This window comes from Nocardia jejuensis NBRC 103114, from assembly GCF_001613145.1.
Taxonomy (GTDB): Bacteria; Actinomycetota; Actinomycetes; order Mycobacteriales; family Mycobacteriaceae; genus Nocardia; species Nocardia jejuensis.
In genome coordinates this window covers 1-19774 of sequence record NZ_BDBU01000051.1, presented here as the reverse complement: position 1 = coordinate 19774, position 19774 = coordinate 1, and the positions used below count along the sequence as shown (strand labels likewise).

The window sequence follows — 19774 nt, the reverse complement described above, 5'->3', positions numbered from 1 at the left end:
GCGGTGCGTCAGAGCGCGAGGGCCGCGATCAGCCAGACTCCGGTCGCCATCAGCGCGCCGAACAGCTCGATCAGCATCGACAGGCCCACGCCCTTGAGCGCGTGGATCGTCGACTGCCACGCGGCCTGATGCTCCTTGATCCGCTGGTATTCCGAAAGGTACACGCCCAGAACGAATCCCAGGATCAGCCCGACAACCGGCACCACGAAGAAGCCGACGATGCCGAACACCGCGCCCAGCAGCAGGGTGCGGTTCGGCACGCCCGCCTCCTTCAGCCTGCGGCCCGGCCAGGTGTACTTGATGACGCCGCTGATCACCAGAAGCGTTGTGCAGATGGCGAATACGATCCAGGCCGACGTCCCGCCGGTCATGATCGCCCAGACCAGGATCGCGGCCAGGATGAGGATCACCCCCGGCAGGATCGGCACGATGATGCCCAGCAGGCCGATCAGAATCGCGAGGCCGACCAGGACCTCGCCCATTGCGCTCACTGCGGTTCCTCCAGCTCGAGATTCCCCAGCATTGTCCACTACCGGTGCGCGCAGCGCCGCGCGTCGAGGATCACGCGAGCGGCCGGATTCGGGGGGTGCCCTCCGGGGGACCGACCACTTATTGTCATAGTGTCAACACCGGCCCCGGGGGCTGGGGCACATGATCGACGACGATTGAACCGAGGTAGGGGCCTGTGAGCACTCCATCCACCGCCAAGCAGGGCCCGCTCGCGGGCGTGCGGGTTGTTGAACTGGCCGGCATCGGCCCCGGTCCGCACGCGGCGCTGCTGCTCGCGGACCTTGGCGCGGACGTGGTCCGGGTGCAGCGCCCCAACCAGCTGCCCGGCTTCATGGAGCGCGCGCAGTGGCGCGGCCGCACCATCGTGGAGGCCGACCTCAAGAATCCGGCCGACATCGAGAAGGTGCTCGGGCTGATCGAGAAGGCCGACGTGCTGCTCGAGGGCTTCCGCCCGGGCGTGACCGAGCGCATGGGTCTGGGACCCGACGCCGCGCTCGAGCGCAATCCGCGCCTGGTCTACGGCCGGATGACGGGCTGGGGCCAGTACGGTCCGCTCTCGGACCGCGCCGGGCACGACATCAACTACATCTCGCTGACCGGTGTGCTCAATGCCATCGGCCGCAAGGGTGAGCGTCCCGTTCCGCCGCTGAACATGGTCGGGGACTTCGGTGGTGGCTCCATGTTCCTGGTCTTCGGAGTCCTGGCCGCGCTGGTCGAGCGCCAGAACTCGGGCAAGGGTCAGGTCATCGACTCGGCCATGATCGACGGCGCGCTGGCGCTCTCGCACATGATCTGGGGCATGAAGGGCGTCGGCCTGTGGTCCGACGAGCGCGGCACCAACCTGCTCGACACCGGTATGGCGTTCTACGACACCTACGAGACCTCCGACGGCAAGTACATGGCGGTCGGCTGCATCGAGCCGCAGTTCTACGCCGAGTTCCTGAAGGGCCTGGAGATCGACCCCGAGGGCCTGCCGTTCCAGATCGATCCGAACGGCCAGGATGAGCTGCGCAAGCTGTTCACCGAGAAGTTCAAGACCAAGACCCGCGACGAGTGGTGGGCCATCTTCAAGGACACCGACGCCTGCACCACACCGGTCCTGACCTTCAGCGAGGCCGAGCAGAACGAGCACATCGTGGCGCGGACCGGTCTGATCGAGATCGACGGCATCGTGCAGCACGCGCCCGCGCCGCGGTTCTCCCGCACCCCCGGCGGCACCCCCACTCCCCCACCCACCGTCGGCACCCCGTTCGAACAGGTCTGGGCCGACTGATCTTTCGGGCCTGACACGGCCCCGTACGGCAACAGCCCGCGACCTGAGGTCGCGGGCTGTTCTGCGTCGTGCCGACCGCGGTCGGCGGCACTGCGGTCAGCGAATCAGGCTGCGGCGGCGCGGATCACACCGGCCACCGCACTGAATCCGCTGCGGTGGAGGGAGTTCAGGCCTCCGGCTCGACGAGCTGGATGTCGAGCTCGACGGTGATCTTGTCGCTGAGCATGGCGGTCGGCAGACCGGGGGCGACATTGAAGTCGCTGCGCTTGATCGAGCCGGTGGCGTTGAAGCCCGCGTGGTTCTTGTTGTCGCCGGGGAACAGCTGTACGCCGCCCCACTCGACGTCGAGGGTGACCGGCTTGGTGATGCCGCCGATGGTGGCCTCACCGGTGACCTCGAACTCCTCGGCGACCTTGATGCCCTCGGGAACGCGGAAGGTCAGGTGCGGGAGGTTGGCGACATCGAGGATGTCGGCGCTGCGCACGTGGTTGTCGCGGTACTCGTTGCCGGTGTCGAAGGAATCGAAGTACACGGTGGCCTCGATCACGGCCTTGCCCTCGTTGTCGACGACGAACGCGGTCTCGAAGCGGTTGAAGCGGCCGCGAACCTTGGAGATGCCCAGGTGCTTGACGGTGAAGTTCACCGAGGAGTGGGCGGCGTCCAGGGTCCAGGAGCCGGGGGCGATGGTGGTCTGCTCGGAAGTCGTCATGAGAGAAGAATAAGCGGACCGAGGTCCGCTTAACCACACCGGGTTGATCCTGGACCTGCCAGGGCTGGGATAACGGGCCCGGGATCAGGCACCATGGTGAGGTGTCCCGATCCGAATTCGCCGAGTTTCTCATCGCACGCCGGGCCCAGCTGCAGCCCGAGGAGGTCGGCCTGCCCGTCGGCCGCCGCCGGCGCACGCCCGGACTGCGCCGCGAGGAGGTCGCCGCGCTCGCCGGGGTCAGCTCGGACTATCTTGCCCGGCTGGAACAGGGCCGCGACACCAACCCGTCCGTGGCGGTGCTCGGCGCGCTCGCGGATGCGTTGCGGCTCAACGAAATCGAACGGCACCACTTCGGCAAGCTGGCCTTCGGCATGGAGGAGACCTGCCCGTCCAGCGGCCAGGCCCGCGAACAGGTCTCCGAGACCGTGCAGGCCGTGATCGACGCGCTGCACCCCACACCCGCGTTCATCCTGGGCCGCTGGCTGGACCTACTGGCCTGGAATCCCGCCTGGCGCGACCTCGCCGAACCCCTCGGCGTGTTCGACGAGGCCGGACAGGGCAACTTCGCGCACTATCTGTTCACCAACCCCGACGCGCGCAAATACTTTCTGAACTGGGACGACGCCGCGGATATGGTCACCTCGTCGCTCCGCGCCTCGCACACGCGCTTCGCCGACGACGCCTCCGTCGCCGCCACCATCACCGCACTGAACCGCACCCCCGAATTCGCCCGCCGCTGGCGCGAACATCGGGTCAGCGACCACCGCTCGTTCATCCTGCGGATAGACCATCCGCAACGCGGCGAGATCGAGATCGAGGCCGAGACGCTCGATCCGGCCGCCGACCAGAGCGTCATGGTGTGGCTGGTGGACCGCAGGCAGGTTCGCAGCCCCGGATTGCGGCTGGTCAACGAGTAAAAACCCCACATTCCGGGCTTTTCGTTCCCCCTGCTCACGAGGGAAACGAGAACTACAGTTGAATACATGGCTCGGAATTGGCCGCTGGTCGAACGAGAGAACGAGCTCGAATCGATCAGAGCGGCACTGACCAGCGGGGACTTCGTCGGAGCCGTGCTCACCGGGGATGCGGGGGTCGGCAAGACCACACTGGCACGGCAGGCGACCGCCGCCGTGGGCGGAAACATTCGCTGGGTGGCGGGCACCGAATCCGCGCGCAGCATCCCGCTCGGGGTGTTCGCGCACATGGTCGGGGTGTACACCGCACACGATCCGGTGACCTTCATGGCCGCGGCCCGCGAGGCGCTGCTCGCGGACGGGCACACCATCATCGGCGTGGACGACGCGCACCTGCTCGACCAGCTGTCCGCGACGCTGCTGCTGCAACTGGCCATCGACAGGGCCGCGATGGTGGTGGCGACCGTGCGCAGCGGGGTTCCGGTGCCCGACGCGGTGACCTCGCTGTGGAAGGACGGGCATCTACTGCGGATCGACCTGTCGCCGTTCACCCAGCGGCAGAGCGTGGAGTTGGTGGAGTCCATGCTGGGCGGACAGCTCGAGGGCTTCACCGCCAATCTGATGTGGGAATCCTCCGGCGGGAACGCGCTTTTCCTGCGCCACCTCGTCGAGGGCGCGCTGGAGGCGGGTGCGCTGCGGCAGGTCAAAGGGGTGTGGCAGTTGCGCGGTCGGGCCGCGGTCACCTCGGAATTGGCTGCGCTGCTGGAGGATCGGGTGGAGCAACTGCCCGAGCCCGTGTTGCGGGTACTGGAACTGCTCACCTTCTGCGAACCCATCGACCTGGACGTGCTGGCCGAACTCACGGGTGAGGCCGCCGTCGAGACGGCCGAGAACCGCGGCGTCGTACGGATCGTGGAGCACGGTCACCAGCTGCTGGTGCGGTACAACCATCCGCTGTTCGGGGAGGTGATCCGGCGGCGACTGGGGATCGCGTCCGCGCGGCGACTGCGCGGGCGGCTGTTCACCTCGCTCAGGGAGCGGCCCATCCACTCGGCGGCCGATCGCATCCGCTTGGCCGAATTGGCTTTGGACAGTGACAAATCCGCCGATCTGGAGTTGTTCGAGGCGGCAGCGGCCGATGCCATCGCGCTGGCGAATCTGCCACTGGGCGAACGGTTCGCGCGCGCGGCCGTGGAACGGCGCGGCGGCGTGGAAGCCGCGGACCTGCTGGCCCGCGCACTGCTGTGGCAGGGACACCGGATCGAGGCCGAGCGCACGCTGGCGGGGTTCGATCCGGATCAGATGAACGAGGTGCAGCTGGCGCGCTGGGGCAGCACCCGGGTCTCGAATCTGTTGTGGTCCATGGGCGATGCCGATCGCGCCGACGAGGTGCTCGGGTCGGTGCGCGGCCGGGCCACGCATCCCAAGGTGGTGGCCACGCTGGACGGTTTGGCCTCGGCCTGCGCGGTCAACGAGAACAAGCTGGACGAGGCGTTCGCGCTGGCCGATCCGGTGATGGCCGACGCGGACGCGCCGCCGTGGGCGGTGTGGTGGGCGGCCTTCGGCGGCGGGCTCGCACTCGCGCTGATGGGGCGCGGTGACGCGGCGCGGCGGTATGCGGCGCGCGGACATGCCGTGGCCTCGCACATCGACGGGCTGAACCAGTTCATGTCCACGCACGCGGAAGTATTGGCGCTCACCTTCACCGGTGACATCGATGCCGCAAGACGTTGTGCCGGAAGCCCTTACACGTATTCCTCGCCGGGGCAGTACCTGGCGTGGGGCATGATGAAGATCCTGCAGGGCACGGTCGACGTGGCCCAGGGGCATTTCCCGCAGGGCATCGACAATCTCGAACAGGCGCTCGCCGCGCTCACCACCGAGGGGGCCGCGGCGTGGATGTTCCCGGCGAGACTTCGCCTGGCCGAGGCCTATTCGGCGCTGGGCCGGTCGGTGGACGCCGCGGAATCGATCGCCGCGGCGATCGAGCGCGGGGGACGGCACAGTGCGGTCTACGAACCGCAGTTGGAGATCGCCAAGGCCTGGCAGGCAGCTGCCGAGGGCACCGCGACGCCGGCCATACGGCTCGCCCTCGGCGCGGCCGATGCCGCGGCGCGGTCACACCAGCACGCCATCGAGGCGATGGCGCTGCACACCGCCGCGCGCTTCGGCGATCACGGTGTCGCGGGCCGTTTGGCGGATCTCGCGGCGCGGGTGGACGGACGCCTCGTCCAGGTCCAGGCTCGGCACGCCGTGGCGGTGGCCGCGCACGACGGACCTGGATTGGACACCGCCGCAGCGGAATTCGAGACAATCGGCGTACTGCTCTCGGCCGCGGACGCCGCCGCGCAGGCCGCCACCGCTCACGAACGCGCGGGTGACCGCCGCCGCCTGCTGGAATCGGCCGCCACCGCCAATCGCCTGGCCGCCGCCTGCGGTGGGGCCAGCACCCCCGCCCTGCGCCAATCCGCCCAACCCCTCCCCCTCACCACCCGCGAGCGCGAAATCGCCAACCTGGTCGCGGCGGGCCTGTCCAACCGCCAGATCGCCGACCGGCTCACGGTCTCCGTCCGCACGGTCGAAGGGCACCTCTACCGCGCCTGCATCAAACTCGACGTCACCGACCGGGAGGCCCTCGCCGACCTCATGCTCGGCGGAGACTCCCCCAAACCCTGAGCGTCATCTCCGGCTCGAGAAATCATCCCGGAGCGCGGTCATCGGAATCCCGGCGGCCGTCCTCGACGGAGTGGGCAGCGGCGCAGCCGGTTTCGCCGTCGGCGGCGTGATCCGCGACGCGCCCTCCGATGCGCGACCCCGCCGTTCTTCGCCGCTCGGGGTACTCGTCCAGAGGAGTTGCGGCGGGTTCGCGGGCTGCGCCAGACCGGAGGGCGGGTACCGGCCGGGGCGGCGGGTACGGCTTATCCACAGTTGTGACGGGCTGTGGATGAAATGGGTGGGGTGTGTCGGGGGTGCGAAGTTGGGGGTGGGGCTGTCCGGGGTGTGATGGGTGACGAAGTCCTGGTCAGAAGTGTTCGCGGGGCTGGTCGGGCGTTGGCGGACAGTGGGTTTCAACTGTGATGAAGGTGGTGTTCGGCATGGATCGTCGGGATGTCGGGTTGCTGGGTGGGGTTGTGCGGCGGGTGGTTCTGATGGGGGCGATTCCGGTGGCGTTGGCGGCGGGGTGTTCGAGTGTGCGGGAGCGGGATGCGGTGGCGCCGGTCTCGCCGGTGGCGGCCGGCAGCGGGCAGCAGAGCACGGGGCAGCAGAAGCCCTGGGGTGGTGGAGTTTTCGGAGAGGGTGGGGCCCGGCCGATGCTGCCGGGCATGGACGGTGGGTCATCGGGCGGGGTTCGGCCCACGCAGCCGGGGGTCGCGCTACCGGGGGTCGCCGAGCCGGGCGGGAATCGGGGGCGGAATCCGCGGCCGGATTCGTTTCAGCCGGGGGTGACCACGCCGCCCGCCACTCGCCCGGAGGCGTTCTTCCCGTTGAACTTTCGGCGGATTCCCGAGGTGGAAGCGGCACCGGCCATCGATTGGCGGAAACTGCATGCCCCCGAACCGGTCACGCCGGTGGCGCCGATCATGCCGCCGCCCCGGATGCTGCGGGTCGGCGCGTTCATGACCGCCGTCGGAAACGACGTCCCGGACGCGGTACTCGGGCCCGTGAACGGCGGTGCGGCCGCGATCGAAGCGACCATCGCGACCGGCCTGGATTCGGTGGGCATCGACGCCGGCCGCTCCGACAAGATCGCGGGCCTGACTCTCGCGGGAGCCGCGATGGGTGGAGCGACCGGAGCGGTGCTCGCCGGCGTCCCCGCCGCGATGTTCGGTGCGGTACCGGGTGCGGTGATCGGTGCGGGGGTGGGCGCCCTCGCGGGCGGAGTGATCGGCGGCCTCGTCACCGCAATCCCCACCGGCGGTGCCGGTTCCCCCGAAGGCGCGGCGATCGGCGCGCTGATCGGCGCGGGCGGCGGTGCGGCGGTAGGCGCGGCCACGGGCGCAGCACTCGTCGGAATTCCCGCGGCCGTCGCCGGAGCCGTCGTCGGCGGAATCGCCGGTGGTGCGACGGGAGCCGCGTTCGGTGGCACCGTCTGACCCGGTGCCGCGAGCCGACACCCTCTGGCCGCAGCGGGGCAGGCAGGCTGCGTTCAGCTCATGACCGGGAAAGTGGCAGCGACGGAAAGCAGAGCGTTTGCACCGATTCCACTGGTGCAGACGCTCTTCCACCGCTGTCGGCGTTCACGCCCATCGGTGCAGATGGTTACAGCACGGTGCACCTCAGCTGCGCGAGCGCGGAGGCCCGCAGGCGAGACCTGCCCCGACGACGACCGGATTCGATAGACACCGCATCTCGACTGGATACTGCGAGCGCGTCGTCGTGACTGTCTCTGCCCCAGACCGATCGGGGCGAGGTCGGATCCGGTGAAGGGTGAGGACGAACCTACAGCTGGTTGGTTCGGGTGGAGTCTCGGCCGTCGTCATCGGCGTTGACGGGTACGTTCCAGAGATCACCGGAGCTGCCGTTGGGGCCGGGTTCGTGCAGGGTCATGAAATCCGCCTCTTTCCTCGGATTCGCCGTTGCCGGCATGTCACGACATGACTTTCCAGTTTCGGCGGACTTACACATCACACGAGGTATAGCCAGGCCAGGCCGCAGTCAGAAGAGGGTGGCCTCGCCGAAGCCGGGGGTTCGCTCGATTTCCAGCAGGCGCTGTTTGGTGGTGACGCCGCCGGGGGCGGAGAAGCCGGTGAGGGCATTGTCGGCGGCCAGGACTCGGTGGCAGGGAACGATCAGGGGAATCGGATTGCGACCGAGGGATTGGCCCACGGCCTGGGCTCCGCCGGGAGCACCGATCCGGTTGGCGACCGTGCCGTAGGTGAGGGTGTGGCCGGGGGCGATGGCACGGGTGATGTCGTAAACGGCGCGGTCGAAGTCGTTGAGGGTGGCCGTGTCCAGCGGAATCGAGACTAGATCGTCCAACTCGCCGTCGAGGTGAGCGCGGACGCGGGCGATGACGTCCACGATCTCCGGGGTCGGCTCGGCTTCGCGGATCTCGTAGACGCGATGCCCGCGCAGGATGTACTCGCGCACCGATTCCGGGTCGTCTTCGGGGAGAGCGAACCGCAGTACGCCCGTGGCACTCCAGGCGAGGGCACAGGTGCCGATCGCTGTATCGAAGAGCGCCGCCGAAGCGAGCGGACGGGCCTGGTCGGACATCTCTTCAGTGTGCACTCGAGGTCCGACAATGTATGAACCGCCGAGGTCCCGAATCGATTCGGGACCTCGGCGATCGGCCGATGTGGAGAGGGCGAGTCCGGGGCGGGATCCGATGCCGCTCGACGGCGAGTTCCGAGGTTCGAGGTGGCAGGCTCGCGGCTCCGACGCGATGCCGGGCAAAGCGAGGTTCCGAGTCCGGTCGGATGGGTGGCCTTCGCACAAGATCCCCAATGCGGGCCAGTTTTCTAGAACTGGACTGTCTCGCCACGGCAAGGGATCCCGGACAGGTCCGGCAAGACCGGAGACTTACGGCGGACCAGCGCGGCGGGGGTGCGCGGCGGCTCCGGTTCCCGGTACGCCCGAACGGCGGCGAGGTCCGAATACTGGCGCGCCGCTTCATAATCCATGGCAGACCAGTCGGACATGGGGGCATGCGGGCGGTACCGCTCCAGCAGCATCCCCCAGCGTTCGCTGGGCTTGGGTGCGTACCGGTACACGAGACCGGCGAAGGCGGCGACGACCAGTGCGGAGGCGAGTAGAGCGAGCATGTCTCCATGGTGGCTCCAGCTGGACTTGAAATAAATATCCAGTGCCCGGATACTGGCCCTTATGGCAACACGAGTGATCGGCGCCGCGAGCCTCACACGCGACCTGGGCCGCTGGCGGCACGACGAGCCGGGCGTGGCCGCCGCGGACGCCAAGCGTCCGACCAGACCCGCCTACGTGGCCCTGGCCGAGAGCATCCGGCTGCTGATCCACGACGGCCGCGCACCGCTGGGCGTCGCCCTCCCGAGCGAGCGGGATCTGTCCACCAGCCTCGCGGTCAGCCGCACCACGGTCACCTCCGCGTACACGCTGCTGCGCGAGCACGGCTATCTGATCAGCAGGCAGGGTTCGCGCAGCACGGTGGCGCTGCCGCCGACCGTCGTGCACGACGGCACCAAACCGGCCCGCAGCATTCTGGCCATGATGGCGCAGCCCGAACTGCCGACCGTCGACATGACCTACGCCGCCATGGCCGCCCCGCCGATCATGAGCGAGGCGTATTCACATGCGCTGCAGGGACTTCCGACCTATCTGGGCACGCACGGCATGGATCCGGTGGGCGTGCTCATCCTGCGTGAGGCCCTGGCCCGCCGCTACACCGAGCGCGGCCTGCCCACCGAACCCGATCAGATCCTGATCACGCTGGGCGCGCAGCACGGTCTGCGACTGCTGCTGAACGTGCTCACCACCCCCGCCGAGCGGGTGCTCATCGAGCATCCCACCTACCCCAATGCCATCGAGGCGATTCGCGATGTGGGCGCGCGGCCGGTGCCGGTTCCGATGCGCCCCGACGGCTGGGACATGGACGGAATCCGCAGCGCGGCAAGGCAAACCGCCGCCAGCGTCGCCTATCTGATCCCTGACTTCAACAACCCCACCGGCCTGCTCATGGATGCCGAGAGCCGCGCCGAACTCGCCGCCATCGCGCGCGAGACCCGGATGACCGTGATCGTCGACGAATCCATGGTGGATCTGGACCTCACCGACGGTGAATCCATGCCGCCCGCAGCGGCTTTCGCGCGCGGCTCGGAGATCGTCACCATCGGCTCCGCGTCCAAGTCGTTCTGGGGCGGCCTGCGCGTCGGCTGGGTTCGCGCCAATCAGCCGCTCATCGCCAAACTCCTGGGCACCCGCTCCACCGTCGACCTCGGCACCCCGGTGATGGATCAGCTGGCCACCGTCCACCTGCTCCAGCACGCCGACGAAATCCTCACCACCCGCAAGCAACAACTCCTCTCGCGCCGCGCCACTCTCCTGGACGCCCTCGCCGAGGACCTCCCCGACTGGCGCGTGGCCCCCGGCGCGGGCGGCATGTCCCTGTGGGCCCAACTCCCCGCCCCGGTCTCGACCGCCCTCGCCGCCACCGCCCCCAACCACGGCGTCCTGCTGGCCGCCGGCCCCCGCTTCGGCGTCCAAGGCGCCTTCGAACGCTTCATCCGCCTCCCCTTCACCCACGAAGAACCCGACCTCCGCCTGGCCGTCAAATCCATTGCCGCCACCTACACCTCCCTCACCCCCCACGCCGCCGACCCCCTCTCCCCCCTGATCACCTACTGACGCAACACCGTTCGCCGACCGCGCTACGCGACGTGGTCAAGGCCGCCAAGCCCGGTCGACAGCTCTGATCTCGTGGAACATGCGCGCCAGAATCGTCTGAGAGGTAGTGGACGGCATCATGTCCGTTACCTCCACGGCCGCTACCTCCCTCCAGTCGGTCTTGAATTGCCGCACTCCCTCCTCGAATTCGGCCATGGCCTTCTCGGTCCCGAAGGACGCCATGAATCGGTACTCCCGGTGGATGACTTCGACTGTCTCTCCAGGTGACGGAACCACCGCCAGCGGCGTCCGCTTCGCTGAACCGCTGCCCTGAAGTCCGTGGCAACCGCAGTCACACCCGGTGGTGCCGCACTGCAGGTGACGGCCGTTGACACAGAATCCAGAATTGAGCGACATCGCGGGCAACCTCTCCTGATCTGAATGAAGACGGACCACTCTGAAATTCACCACCGCCACCAACCTTTCGGCCGATGCCTGCCGCCCGAACGGTGCGCCGCCGTCAAGCGGAGTTTGCGCCCGTTCGGCAGTTCGACCACTCGCCGACCGAAAGCAGCACGTGGGGCAACTGGACGATCGAAGGCAGGCGACAAACCCGCCCAGGCGAGAACGAGCAAACACGGAATCATCGGGAATGCGATCGACCACGTTTGACTGAACATCTGCGTGTCCCTTGGTCTTTGGATAGTTGACGACCCGGGCGCAGGATCGATGGCACTTCGACGACGTGAGTCACTGATCCACTGGCTTGGCGGTCGCCGATTGTCAGAGGCTTCCCGCTCCGGGCACCTCCCAAGTAGACACCCGGTTCATAGTTTTTGAACCGTTCACAGCGTGATGCAGAGCAAATATGCTGGGCGCACAGTTTGAACGTATTCAGTCTGTGCGTGCACGAAATGTGCACGTGCACCAGCTAATTCGAGCATATTCAGATAGCGAGGCTAACGAAATGACTGGATCAACGGTCTCTCGCCGAGCGTTCGGAAACCTCATGCGCGAGCTGCGAGATCGCGCGAACAAGACACTCCTCGCCGCCGGAGTGGAGGCGGAGGTGTCACGCATGACGATCCAGCGGCTCGAGGACGGCCAGAGTACGAAAATCAGCACGATGCAGCTAAAGGCGATGTTGGACTACTACGGCACGGAGGAGGCCAACCGCGCCGAGGCTCTCAGTCTGTGGGAGGAAGTCAAAGAACAGGCGAAAGTCGAAAGGCTGCAAGGTACTTCGAAGGGCTTCTGGAAGTCCTACACCGATCAGATAGCCCCGAACTTTCCCAAGTTCCTCCGGCTGGAATCCGCTGCGGAATCCATGATCACCTATCAGCCGACGATCATTCCGGGCCTGTTACAGACTCCCGACTATCGCCGAGCAATCATCCTGATCAACGAACCGGATGTGTCCGCAGTGGACCTGGAACGCCGCCTGGAGCTGACCGAGCAGCGCAAGACACGTCTCGACGACGCCGGATTTCAACTGGAGGCGTTCGTGTCGGAGGCGGTTCTACGTCACCAGCCCGGCGGCGTGCGGGTTATGGCCGAACAGCTTCGCTCGGTGGCCGAGAGTGGTCGACGAGAGGCCGTCAGCATCAGGGTTGTCCCGTTCGGAGCCGGTGCTCATAGGGGGCTGACGATGCAGGGGTTCACGCTGATGCGGTTCCCAACCACTGGCCACGGCACACCCCTACCGCCTGTGGTGTTTGCCGAAGGCGCGCTCGGCAGTACGTTCCACGAGCATGAGCAAGAACTCGACGAATATCGCGAGGCAATCGCGAACCTTGCGACTGTAGCGTTGACCGAAGAGGCTTCGAGAGACCTCTTGTTTCGAGTGGCGAAGGAGTACGCGGCATGAAGAAGCCGATCGCGGGCGAGTGGTACAAGTCGAGCCGGTCCGAAGGCGGGAAGCAGTGCGTGGAGGTATGCCACGCCGCTGATGCCGTCGGTGTTCGCGACTCGAAGAATCCCGGTGGGCCGGAGCTGTTCTTCACTCCCGAGGACTGGGACAGCTTCATTCGCTTCACGACCCGGTAGGGCACGACGCCGCCGAGTCGGAAACGGCTTCGCCCCCGGCACATCGAATGCACCGGGGGCGAATGTTTGCTCACCGTAGGGGGTTTCGGCCCCCGAGGCGCTCTACGCCAGAATGTCGTGCCGCACGATGGTCTGGTCGCGGCCCGGGCCGACGCCGATGCAGGACATGCGGGCGCCGGAGAGTTCTTCCAGGCGCTTGACGTAGTTCTGGGCGTTGATCGGGAGTTCCTCGAAGGTGCGCGCGCCCGAGATGTCTTCCCACCAGCCGGGCATTTCCTCGTAGATCGGCTTGGCGTGGTGGAAATCGGTTTGGGTGGTGGGCATTTCCTCGACGCGCTTGCCGTCGACCTCGTAGGCCACGCAGATCGGGACGGTGTCGAGGCTGGAGAGCACGTCCAGCTTGGTGAGGAAGTAGTCGGTGATGCCGTTGACGCGGGTGGCGTAGCGGGCGATCACGGCGTCGAACCAGCCGGTGCGGCGGGCGCGGCCGGTGGTGACGCCGACCTCGCCGCCGGTCTTGGCGAGGTAGGTGCCGGACTCGTCGAAAAGCTCGGTCGGGAACGGGCCCGAGCCGACGCGGGTGGTGTACGCCTTCAGGATGCCGAGCACCGTGGTGATCTTGTTCGGGCCGACGCCCGCGCCGACGGCCGCGCCGCCCGCGGTCGGGTTGGAGGAGGTCACGTACGGGTAGGTGCCGTGGTCGACGTCCAGCAGGGTGCCCTGCGAACCCTCCAGCAGCACGATCTCGCCGCGCTCGAGCGCCTCGTTGAGCAGCAGCCGCGAATCGGCGATGCGGTGCTTGAAGCCCTCGGCCTGCTCGAGCATCTCGTCCACCACCTGCTGCGGATCCAGCGCGCGGCGGTTGTAGATCTTCACCAGCACCTGGTTCTTGAATTCCAGTGCGGCTTCGACCTTCTGGGTGAGGATCTTCTCGTCCAGCACATCGGCGACCCGGACGCCGACGCGAGCGACCTTGTCCTGGTAGCAGGGGCCGATACCGCGACCGGTGGTGCCGATCTTCTTGTTGCCGAGGAAGCGCTCGGTGACCTTATCGATGGCCACGTGGTACGGCATGATCAGATGCGCGTCAGCCGAGAGCAGCAGGCGGGAGGTGTCCACGCCGCGCTCGTCCAGGCCCGCGAGTTCGGTCAGCAGCACACCCGGATCCACCACCACGCCGTTGCCGATGACGTTGGTCACATCGGGGGTGAGGATGCCGGACGGGATCAGGTGCAGCGCGAACTTGTCGCCATTGGGCAGCACCACGGTGTGACCCGCGTTGTTGCCGCCCTGGTATCGCACCACCCATTGGACCCGGTCGCCGAGCAGATCGGTCGCTTTGCCCTTGCCTTCGTCGCCCCACTGGGCGCCGATCAGCACGATTGCCGGCATTTCGAAGTCTCCTACGGGTTCGACGCGCAGCACCGCTGATGCTGCAGCTACCCGCCGTCGGAAGGCGGTGGCCGGAGGGACAGTCTAATGGATGCCGTGACCATTGCCCGGCTGGGCATACCCTCTGGTTTGGCGGTATCCGGAGAACAGCCGGTGTACGACAGGTTGCGGGGAGCCCGGCAAAGCGGACGGCGTACGCGACGAACTGGACAGCAGGCGCGGCAAAGCGGACACAGTAACGGATGAGCAGCGAGACCGACATGCCCCTGAAGACAGGGTTATGGTGGCACGGGGAGACGGACCGGCTGGGGGTCCGACACAAGGCAGCGAGGCGATTGGTGTGTCAGGTCCGAGGAGGGTGCACGGCAGTTGAGTACCCATGTTCTCCGCTGCGACGGCGCGCCGGTTCCCATCGCGCTGGCCTCCCTGCCCACCACTCAGACCGCGGCCATACCCACCGGCTCCCAACTCGATGAGTTGCTGCCCGTCATGGCCGCCGACAGCCTGCCCAGGCTGATCGTGCTCGGCGAGGACGCCGGTCTGGCCGCTGTACTCACGCATTTGCTGGGCACCGAACGCCTCGGCGTCGAGATCGGCTTCGTGCCGGTCGATCGCACCTACGGCTCGCGCGCCTACGACACCGGCACCGGCTCGGCCGCCGCGAAACGCGCGCTCGAGGGCAAGGCGAGGGAGACCCCGCTGATCCGCGACGACACCGGCAAGGTGCTGATCGGCCGGGCCACCCTGGTCGGGGCGAACAGTGAGAAGCTCGAGGGCGAGGCGTACGTCGACGACGTCCGGTTGTTCACCGGCAAGGTCAACGCGCTGCACATCTCACCCACGCTGGCCATGCCCGGATTGCAGGCGCACGTGCAGCGCGGACTGCTGCGCGGGCGGCGCTGGGTCCCGGGGCGCGCGGTCCAGTTGGGTACCCGCGGCGCGATCGTCACGCGCGACGGCGTGACCACCGACAAGATCGTTCCGCGGTCCACGTTCTATCGACACCACGAGCCCTGGCTGCTGGTGCGCTGATCCGCGCGGACTCTGCTCCAGAATGGAGTCGACCGCGACGAGCATGCCGGTCGGTTCTCGCGTCGAGCCGTGCGCACGGGATGTCCGGGCGCACATCGCCGCCGGAGCGATTCGGTCCGCTCGAACCCCATGGAAGTTTCCGACGTGCTGGAGTTATCACAGTGACCAACCCCTACACAGTGGGCCGAGCCGCCGGTGCGGTGCGGCCGAGCCCTATCTTCCTGGTCGTGGTGCTGATCGCGGTCGCGGGCGGCGTGCTCGCCTGGCAGGCCGATCTGCTCTCGCGCTGGGCGCAGTTCGGTGTGTTCGTCATGGTGGTGGCGGGCTGGATCGTGTCGGTCTGCCTGCACGAATTCGCGCACGCGTACGTGGCTTTCCGCGCTGGTGACCGCGAGGTCGAGATGCGCGGATATCTGACGCTGAACCCGCTCAAGTACAGCCATCCACTGCTGTCGATCGGGCTGCCGGTGCTGTTCATCGCGCTCGGCGGTTTCGCACTGCCCGGCGGTGCGGTCTACGTGCACTCGCATTCGTTCAGCCCACGCACGCAACGGATTCTGAGCGGCGCGGGCCCGGCGGTGAACGCGGTCTGCGCGGTCGTGCTGCTGCTGATCGTAAAGCTGTGGGGCAGCCAGTATTCGCATCCCGCGTTCTGGTTCGGGCTGAGTTTCCTTGCGCTGCTTCAGATCACGGCCACCGTGCTGAATCTGATCCCGATTCCCGGCACCGACGGATACGGGATCCTGGAACCGTCGCTGAGCTACCAGACTCGGCGATCGGTGGATCAGATCAAGCCGTACGGAATCCTGATCCTGGTCGCGCTGCTGTTCGTGCCGGAGGTCAACCGCGCCTTCTTCGACGGCATCCACGCCCTGTTCGATCTGTCCGGCGTGCCGTCCATCTGGCCGAGCTACGGCGGATCGCTGACCCGCTTCTGGACCTGAGGCACGCGATCGGCTCTGCGGCACAGCGGGACTCGGCTCGGGCGATCGGCGCCGGATTCGGCCGATGAAGCCGCTCGGCGGCCACCCGGGCCCCGTGGGTGATCAGCCCACACCGTGCGGGTTCAGTCGATGGGGGTCACATACGGGTGGTCCACGGTCGGGGGCAGCAGGGCCATGGCCGAGAGTCGGCGGACGCCGCACACCTGCATGAGATCGACCACGATGGAACGCAGTTGGGCGAAGACGACGTGAGCGGACAGGCCCGCACCGCTCACCAGATCCATGGTCGCGCCCTTGCCGACCGAGCGCAGAACGCGGGTCGCCTCGGCGGGGTCGGGTTGTTCGTCGGGATCCGCGAGCATCATCTTGCGGACCACGTCCACGGCCTGCCCGAGCTGCTCGACCTGCTGGATCAGGCGCGGGTCCAGGACCTCGTCGTCGCGCACCGAGGTGAGCGCGCGCCGCAGCAGGACGCGGGTGTTGCGCACGGCGTTGTCGAGCGGATCGGCGGTGTCGCGCAGGCGTTGCAGGCGGGCGCGAGAGTTCCAGTACAGCGGGGAGATTCGAATGATCTCCTTGCCGCCCTCGAGGGTGCTGCGGAGCGAATCGATCGGGGCCTGGGTGTTGCGGGCCGCGTCCAGAGCGGTCTTGATCTTCTCGGCGTCGTGTTCGAGCAGACCGTCGGCGCATTCGGTGAGGGCCTTGCCGATGACGTCGAGAATGTCGGCCGCCTGCTGCCGGGCGCGGCGCACCGGGTGCAACGGCAGCGCGGCCACCACCACGATGCCGACCAGCCCGCCGACCAGCGCGTCCACCATGCGCAGGCCCGAACCGCCGCTGTGCGGTGGCAACAGTGTTGCCACCAGCACCGCGGAACTGGCCGCCTGCATGGTGATCACGGGGCCGCCGTCCAGGAACACGGCCGCGCTCATGGCGACGATCACCAGCAGGGAGATCTGCCAGACACCCGTGCCCACCTGCGAGACGAACAGGTCGCCGATACCGATGCCGACGGCCACGCCGACGATCAATTCGACCGAGCGACGCAGGCGCGCGCCGAACGACACACCGATCGAGATCATCGCGGCCATCGGCGCGAAGAACGGCTGCGGGTGGCCGATCACATGATGCGCGATGAACCAGGCCAGGCCGGCGCCGACCGCGCACTGCACGATCGGCAGCAGCGAGGAGCGCAATCGTTTACCGGCATTGCGCATGCGGGCGACGCCGCTGTCCTTGGCGGCGTCGAAGGTCGTGCCCAGGCCGCTGGTCACGTCGGCTGTACTCAGTCGAGGCCGAGTTCGCCGGCCGCGCGCGGGTCGCAGTCCTCGAGCAGATCGAGGCAGCGCGCGTACTCGTCGGTCTCACCGATGGCGCGGGCGGCCTTCGCCAACACGCCGACACTGCGCAGGAATCCCTGGTTCGGCTCGTGGTTCCACGGCACCGGACCGAAACCCTTCCAGCCGTTGCGGCGCAACAGATCCAGGCCGCGGTGGTAGCCGGTGCGGGCGAAGGCGTAGGCCGCGACGATGTCGTGGTTCACCTCGCTCTCGGCCGCCTCACCACGGGCGAAGGCGGCCTCGGCGAGATACGCCCAGGCGATGGAGGCAGAGGGATGCGCCGCCGCTACCAGCACCGGATCCTGCTTGTCGAGCAGCGCTTCCTCTGCGTCGGAGATTTCCGGGAGCAATACAGGCTGCGGTCCGAGCAGGTCACCGAAGGAGGTCATGCCGATCATTCTGCACCGACCGCTCGAACTCTCAGTAGGCTGACCGTCGAATCACAGTTCCGCCGAAAGCGAGGGGTAACGCGTGTCCGACTCGACCGACGACCGAAAGCCACAAGGCCCTGCCGATCCGGCAGACCGGGCCGAGGGCGCCGAACCGGACGCCGGGAACACCCCCGCAGGATCAGTGAACCCCGCGTCGAACGCACCCACAGAGGCGTTCCGCACCCCAGGCGTGTCCCCCTCACCGCTACCTCCGGTGCCGAACTCCCTACGCGGACAAGCGAGTCCGGGCGCGAACGGCCCCGGGAATCCGGCAGCGGCAGGAAATCCCGGCAGTCCGGCCGCCGGAGCGGGCAACCCGAACCCCGGCGGCGGCAACGCGCCCGGCGGCAACCCCGGCATCGGTGCAAGCCCCGGTGACAACCTCGGCGGGGGCGACGGCGGCACGGGCAACGGTGGCGGAGCCGACCCCGCGGCCCCCGGCGGCAATCGCCCTCCCGGCTTCGCGACGATCAAGTACGAGGGCCCGCAGGGCGGATCCGACGACGCGACCACCCGCTACCAGACCGCGGGCTCTGCCCGCCCCGATCGGGGCGCGGCTCAGCCGGTCTCCCCCGGCGCGGATCGCCCCCGGACCGACGCCGCACAGCCGGGCAACGCCCCGGGCGTGTCGCACCAGCCCGGTGCTGCCGGAGGGCAACCGCAGAACCCGGGCAATGCCGGTGCGCAACAACAGCAGAACCGCGTCAACTCGGGCGGGCAGCCCTCGCAGGGACCGGGCAACGCGCCTCAGCGCCCGCAGGAGCAGGGCTACTCCCCTGGTCAGCAGCCCCAGGGCCAGGGTTTCGCGGGCGGTCAACAGCAGCAGGGCCCCGGTGGTCTCGGCGCGCGGCCGTCGCAGAACCAGGGCAACCCCGGCGGGCAGCCGCTTCAGAGCCCGGGCAATCCCGGCGGACAACCGCCTCAGGCCCCCGGCAACCCCGGCGGACAACCGCCTCGGAATCCGGGCAATCCCGGCGCGCAACCGCCGCTGGGACAAGGCAGCTCGGATGCTCGGCGGCCGCAGGAGCAGGGTTCGGCTGATGCGCAGCGGCCGCAGGGGTCGGGCGACCAGCGACAGTCACCCACCACCGCGGACGCTCCCACCACCGTGTTCAAGATCGCCTCGGCGGGCGACCGGGGCGGCGCGGGCCGACCGGGCGACAATGTCGCGGGTGGCGGGCCCGCTGATGCGGCCGCGTCGATGGACACTGATGCGACCGCATCGATGGCCACTGATGCGACCGCATCGATGGCTACCGCGAATGCCGCAGGCGGAGAGCGCCCTTCGTCGGGGCCCGGCGGGCCGGTGGGCGATGAGCGCTCCGGAGCCGCAGCGGCGCAATCGGATTCAGCCCAGCGAGGCGGCGCGGCCACCGGCGGCGCGGCGAGCGGGACGGCCGGTGACGCCCGGAACCGGGACGGCGGATCGAACTCCGCAGGCGGACAGGGCGATTCGAGTCGTCCGGTCGACGGCGGATCCGCCGACACCGAAGGCTTCGCCGGAAGCGTCGATGACGCGGCGGACGGCCGATCCGACGCGCACGACGGTGACGGGGACGCGCAGACGGTGTCCATGCGACAGGGGGCAGCCGAGGTGGATCCGGCGACCACCATGTTGCCGGTGGTGTCGGGTGAGCAGGCTACCGAGAAGATCAGCCGGGTTTCCGGGCCGCAGGGGCGCGCGGTGAGCAAGTTGCCGCAGACGCCGCGCGGGAATGTGGGACCTCGGAACGCGGGGCCCCGGGCTCCCGGTCAAGGCGGCCCGGGCGGTCCCGGCCAGGGTGGTCCGGGGCAGAGTGGTCCCGGGCAGGGCGGCCCGGGTCAGGGACAGAGTGGGCCGGGTGTCGTGCCCGAGGACGTCGAGGAGACTCGGCCGTCGCCGCC

The 19774-nt window shown here is 68.3% G+C and carries 17 protein-coding genes and 1 pseudogene; 10 read left to right on the top strand and 8 right to left on the bottom strand.

The window, feature by feature from the left end:
• Positions 1–8: 8 nt before the first annotated feature.
• The gene (locus tag NJ1_RS32570; protein WP_067702328.1) at positions 9–491 is read right to left on the bottom strand and encodes a DUF456 domain-containing protein; all 483 of its coding nucleotides are present in this window, start codon (positions 489–491) and stop codon (positions 9–11) included.
• 194 nt (positions 492–685) lie between these two features.
• On the opposite strand from NJ1_RS32570, the gene NJ1_RS32565 reads away from it, so the two are divergent.
• Complete coding sequence (locus tag NJ1_RS32565) at positions 686–1783, top strand: CaiB/BaiF CoA transferase family protein (RefSeq protein WP_067702325.1); 1098 nt, start codon at positions 686–688, stop codon at positions 1781–1783.
• A 166-nt stretch (positions 1784–1949) separates the two neighbouring features.
• On the opposite strand, the gene NJ1_RS32560 is transcribed toward NJ1_RS32565, so the two are convergent.
• On the bottom strand, positions 1950–2492 hold the full coding sequence (locus NJ1_RS32560; RefSeq protein ID WP_067702322.1) for a YceI family protein: 543 nt from the start codon (positions 2490–2492) through the stop codon (positions 1950–1952).
• A gap of 101 nt (positions 2493–2593) precedes the next feature.
• Here NJ1_RS32560 and NJ1_RS32555 point away from each other — a divergent pair, with 101 nt between their 5' ends.
• From NJ1_RS32555 to NJ1_RS32545, 3 genes are all read left to right on the top strand, one after another.
• Positions 2594–3409 carry a helix-turn-helix transcriptional regulator gene (locus tag NJ1_RS32555; RefSeq protein WP_067702320.1) on the top strand — a complete coding sequence of 272 codons (816 nt, stop codon included), beginning with the start codon at positions 2594–2596 and terminating at the stop codon, positions 3407–3409.
• A 66-nt stretch (positions 3410–3475) separates the two neighbouring features.
• The gene (locus NJ1_RS32550) at positions 3476–6082 is read left to right on the top strand and encodes a helix-turn-helix transcriptional regulator (RefSeq protein ID WP_067702317.1); all 2607 of its coding nucleotides are present in this window, start codon (positions 3476–3478) and stop codon (positions 6080–6082) included.
• Between the two features lie 419 nt (positions 6083–6501).
• The gene (locus tag NJ1_RS32545; protein WP_157574430.1) at positions 6502–7500 is read left to right on the top strand and encodes a hypothetical protein; all 999 of its coding nucleotides are present in this window, start codon (positions 6502–6504) and stop codon (positions 7498–7500) included.
• Between the two features lie 562 nt (positions 7501–8062).
• Here NJ1_RS32545 and NJ1_RS32540 read toward each other — a convergent pair.
• Positions 8063–8623 (bottom strand): methylated-DNA--[protein]-cysteine S-methyltransferase, encoded by a 561-nt coding sequence (locus NJ1_RS32540; protein ID WP_067702311.1) that lies wholly within the window; start codon positions 8621–8623, stop codon positions 8063–8065.
• A gap of 245 nt (positions 8624–8868) precedes the next feature.
• Positions 8869–9171 (bottom strand): hypothetical protein, encoded by a 303-nt coding sequence (locus NJ1_RS32535; protein WP_067702309.1) that lies wholly within the window; start codon positions 9169–9171, stop codon positions 8869–8871.
• Positions 9172–9232: 61 nt separating this feature from the next.
• Here NJ1_RS32535 and yczR point away from each other — a divergent pair, with 61 nt between their 5' ends.
• A complete protein-coding gene (gene yczR, locus NJ1_RS32530; RefSeq protein WP_067702306.1) occupies positions 9233–10726 on the top strand; it encodes a MocR-like transcription factor YczR in 1494 nt (497 codons plus the stop codon).
• 36 nt (positions 10727–10762) lie between these two features.
• Here yczR and NJ1_RS32525 read toward each other — a convergent pair whose 3' ends face one another.
• Positions 10763–10948 carry a hypothetical protein gene (locus NJ1_RS32525; protein ID WP_067702303.1) on the bottom strand — a complete coding sequence of 62 codons (186 nt, stop codon included), beginning with the start codon at positions 10946–10948 and terminating at the stop codon, positions 10763–10765.
• 625 nt (positions 10949–11573) lie between these two features.
• Between NJ1_RS32525 and NJ1_RS32520 the strand changes: the two genes are divergently transcribed.
• Both NJ1_RS32520 and NJ1_RS32515 read left to right on the top strand, forming a co-directional pair.
• On the top strand, positions 11574–12572 hold the full coding sequence (locus tag NJ1_RS32520; protein WP_084479089.1) for a Scr1 family TA system antitoxin-like transcriptional regulator: 999 nt from the start codon (positions 11574–11576) through the stop codon (positions 12570–12572).
• A complete protein-coding gene (locus tag NJ1_RS32515) occupies positions 12569–12751 on the top strand; it encodes a DUF397 domain-containing protein (RefSeq protein WP_067702297.1) in 183 nt (60 codons plus the stop codon). The genes NJ1_RS32520 and NJ1_RS32515 overlap by 4 nt, the downstream gene beginning before the upstream one ends.
• Before the next feature lie 102 nt (positions 12752–12853).
• Here NJ1_RS32515 and NJ1_RS32510 read toward each other — a convergent pair whose 3' ends face one another.
• Positions 12854–14143, bottom strand: coding sequence for an adenylosuccinate synthase (locus NJ1_RS32510; RefSeq protein WP_067702294.1), 1290 nt, complete (start codon positions 14141–14143; stop codon positions 12854–12856).
• A 369-nt stretch (positions 14144–14512) separates the two neighbouring features.
• On the opposite strand from NJ1_RS32510, the gene NJ1_RS32505 reads away from it, so the two are divergent.
• Positions 14513–15175 carry a hypothetical protein gene (locus NJ1_RS32505; protein WP_067702291.1) on the top strand — a complete coding sequence of 221 codons (663 nt, stop codon included), beginning with the start codon at positions 14513–14515 and terminating at the stop codon, positions 15173–15175.
• Positions 15176–15336: 161 nt separating this feature from the next.
• Positions 15337–16119 (top strand): site-2 protease family protein, encoded by a 783-nt coding sequence (locus tag NJ1_RS32500; RefSeq protein ID WP_067702288.1) that lies wholly within the window; start codon positions 15337–15339, stop codon positions 16117–16119.
• Between the two features lie 122 nt (positions 16120–16241).
• Here NJ1_RS32500 and NJ1_RS32495 read toward each other — a convergent pair whose 3' ends face one another.
• Together NJ1_RS32495 and NJ1_RS32490 are read right to left on the bottom strand one after the other, a co-directional pair.
• Positions 16242–17336, bottom strand: coding sequence for an FUSC family protein (locus tag NJ1_RS32495; protein WP_067702412.1), 1095 nt, complete (start codon positions 17334–17336; stop codon positions 16242–16244).
• 68 nt (positions 17337–17404) lie between these two features.
• On the bottom strand, positions 17405–17848 hold the full coding sequence (locus NJ1_RS32490; RefSeq protein WP_084479093.1) for a DUF3151 domain-containing protein: 444 nt from the start codon (positions 17846–17848) through the stop codon (positions 17405–17407).
• A 256-nt stretch (positions 17849–18104) separates the two neighbouring features.
• Between NJ1_RS32490 and NJ1_RS40040 the strand changes: the two are divergent.
• A pseudogene (locus NJ1_RS40040) lies at positions 18105–19774 on the top strand (hypothetical protein); the annotation flags it as partial.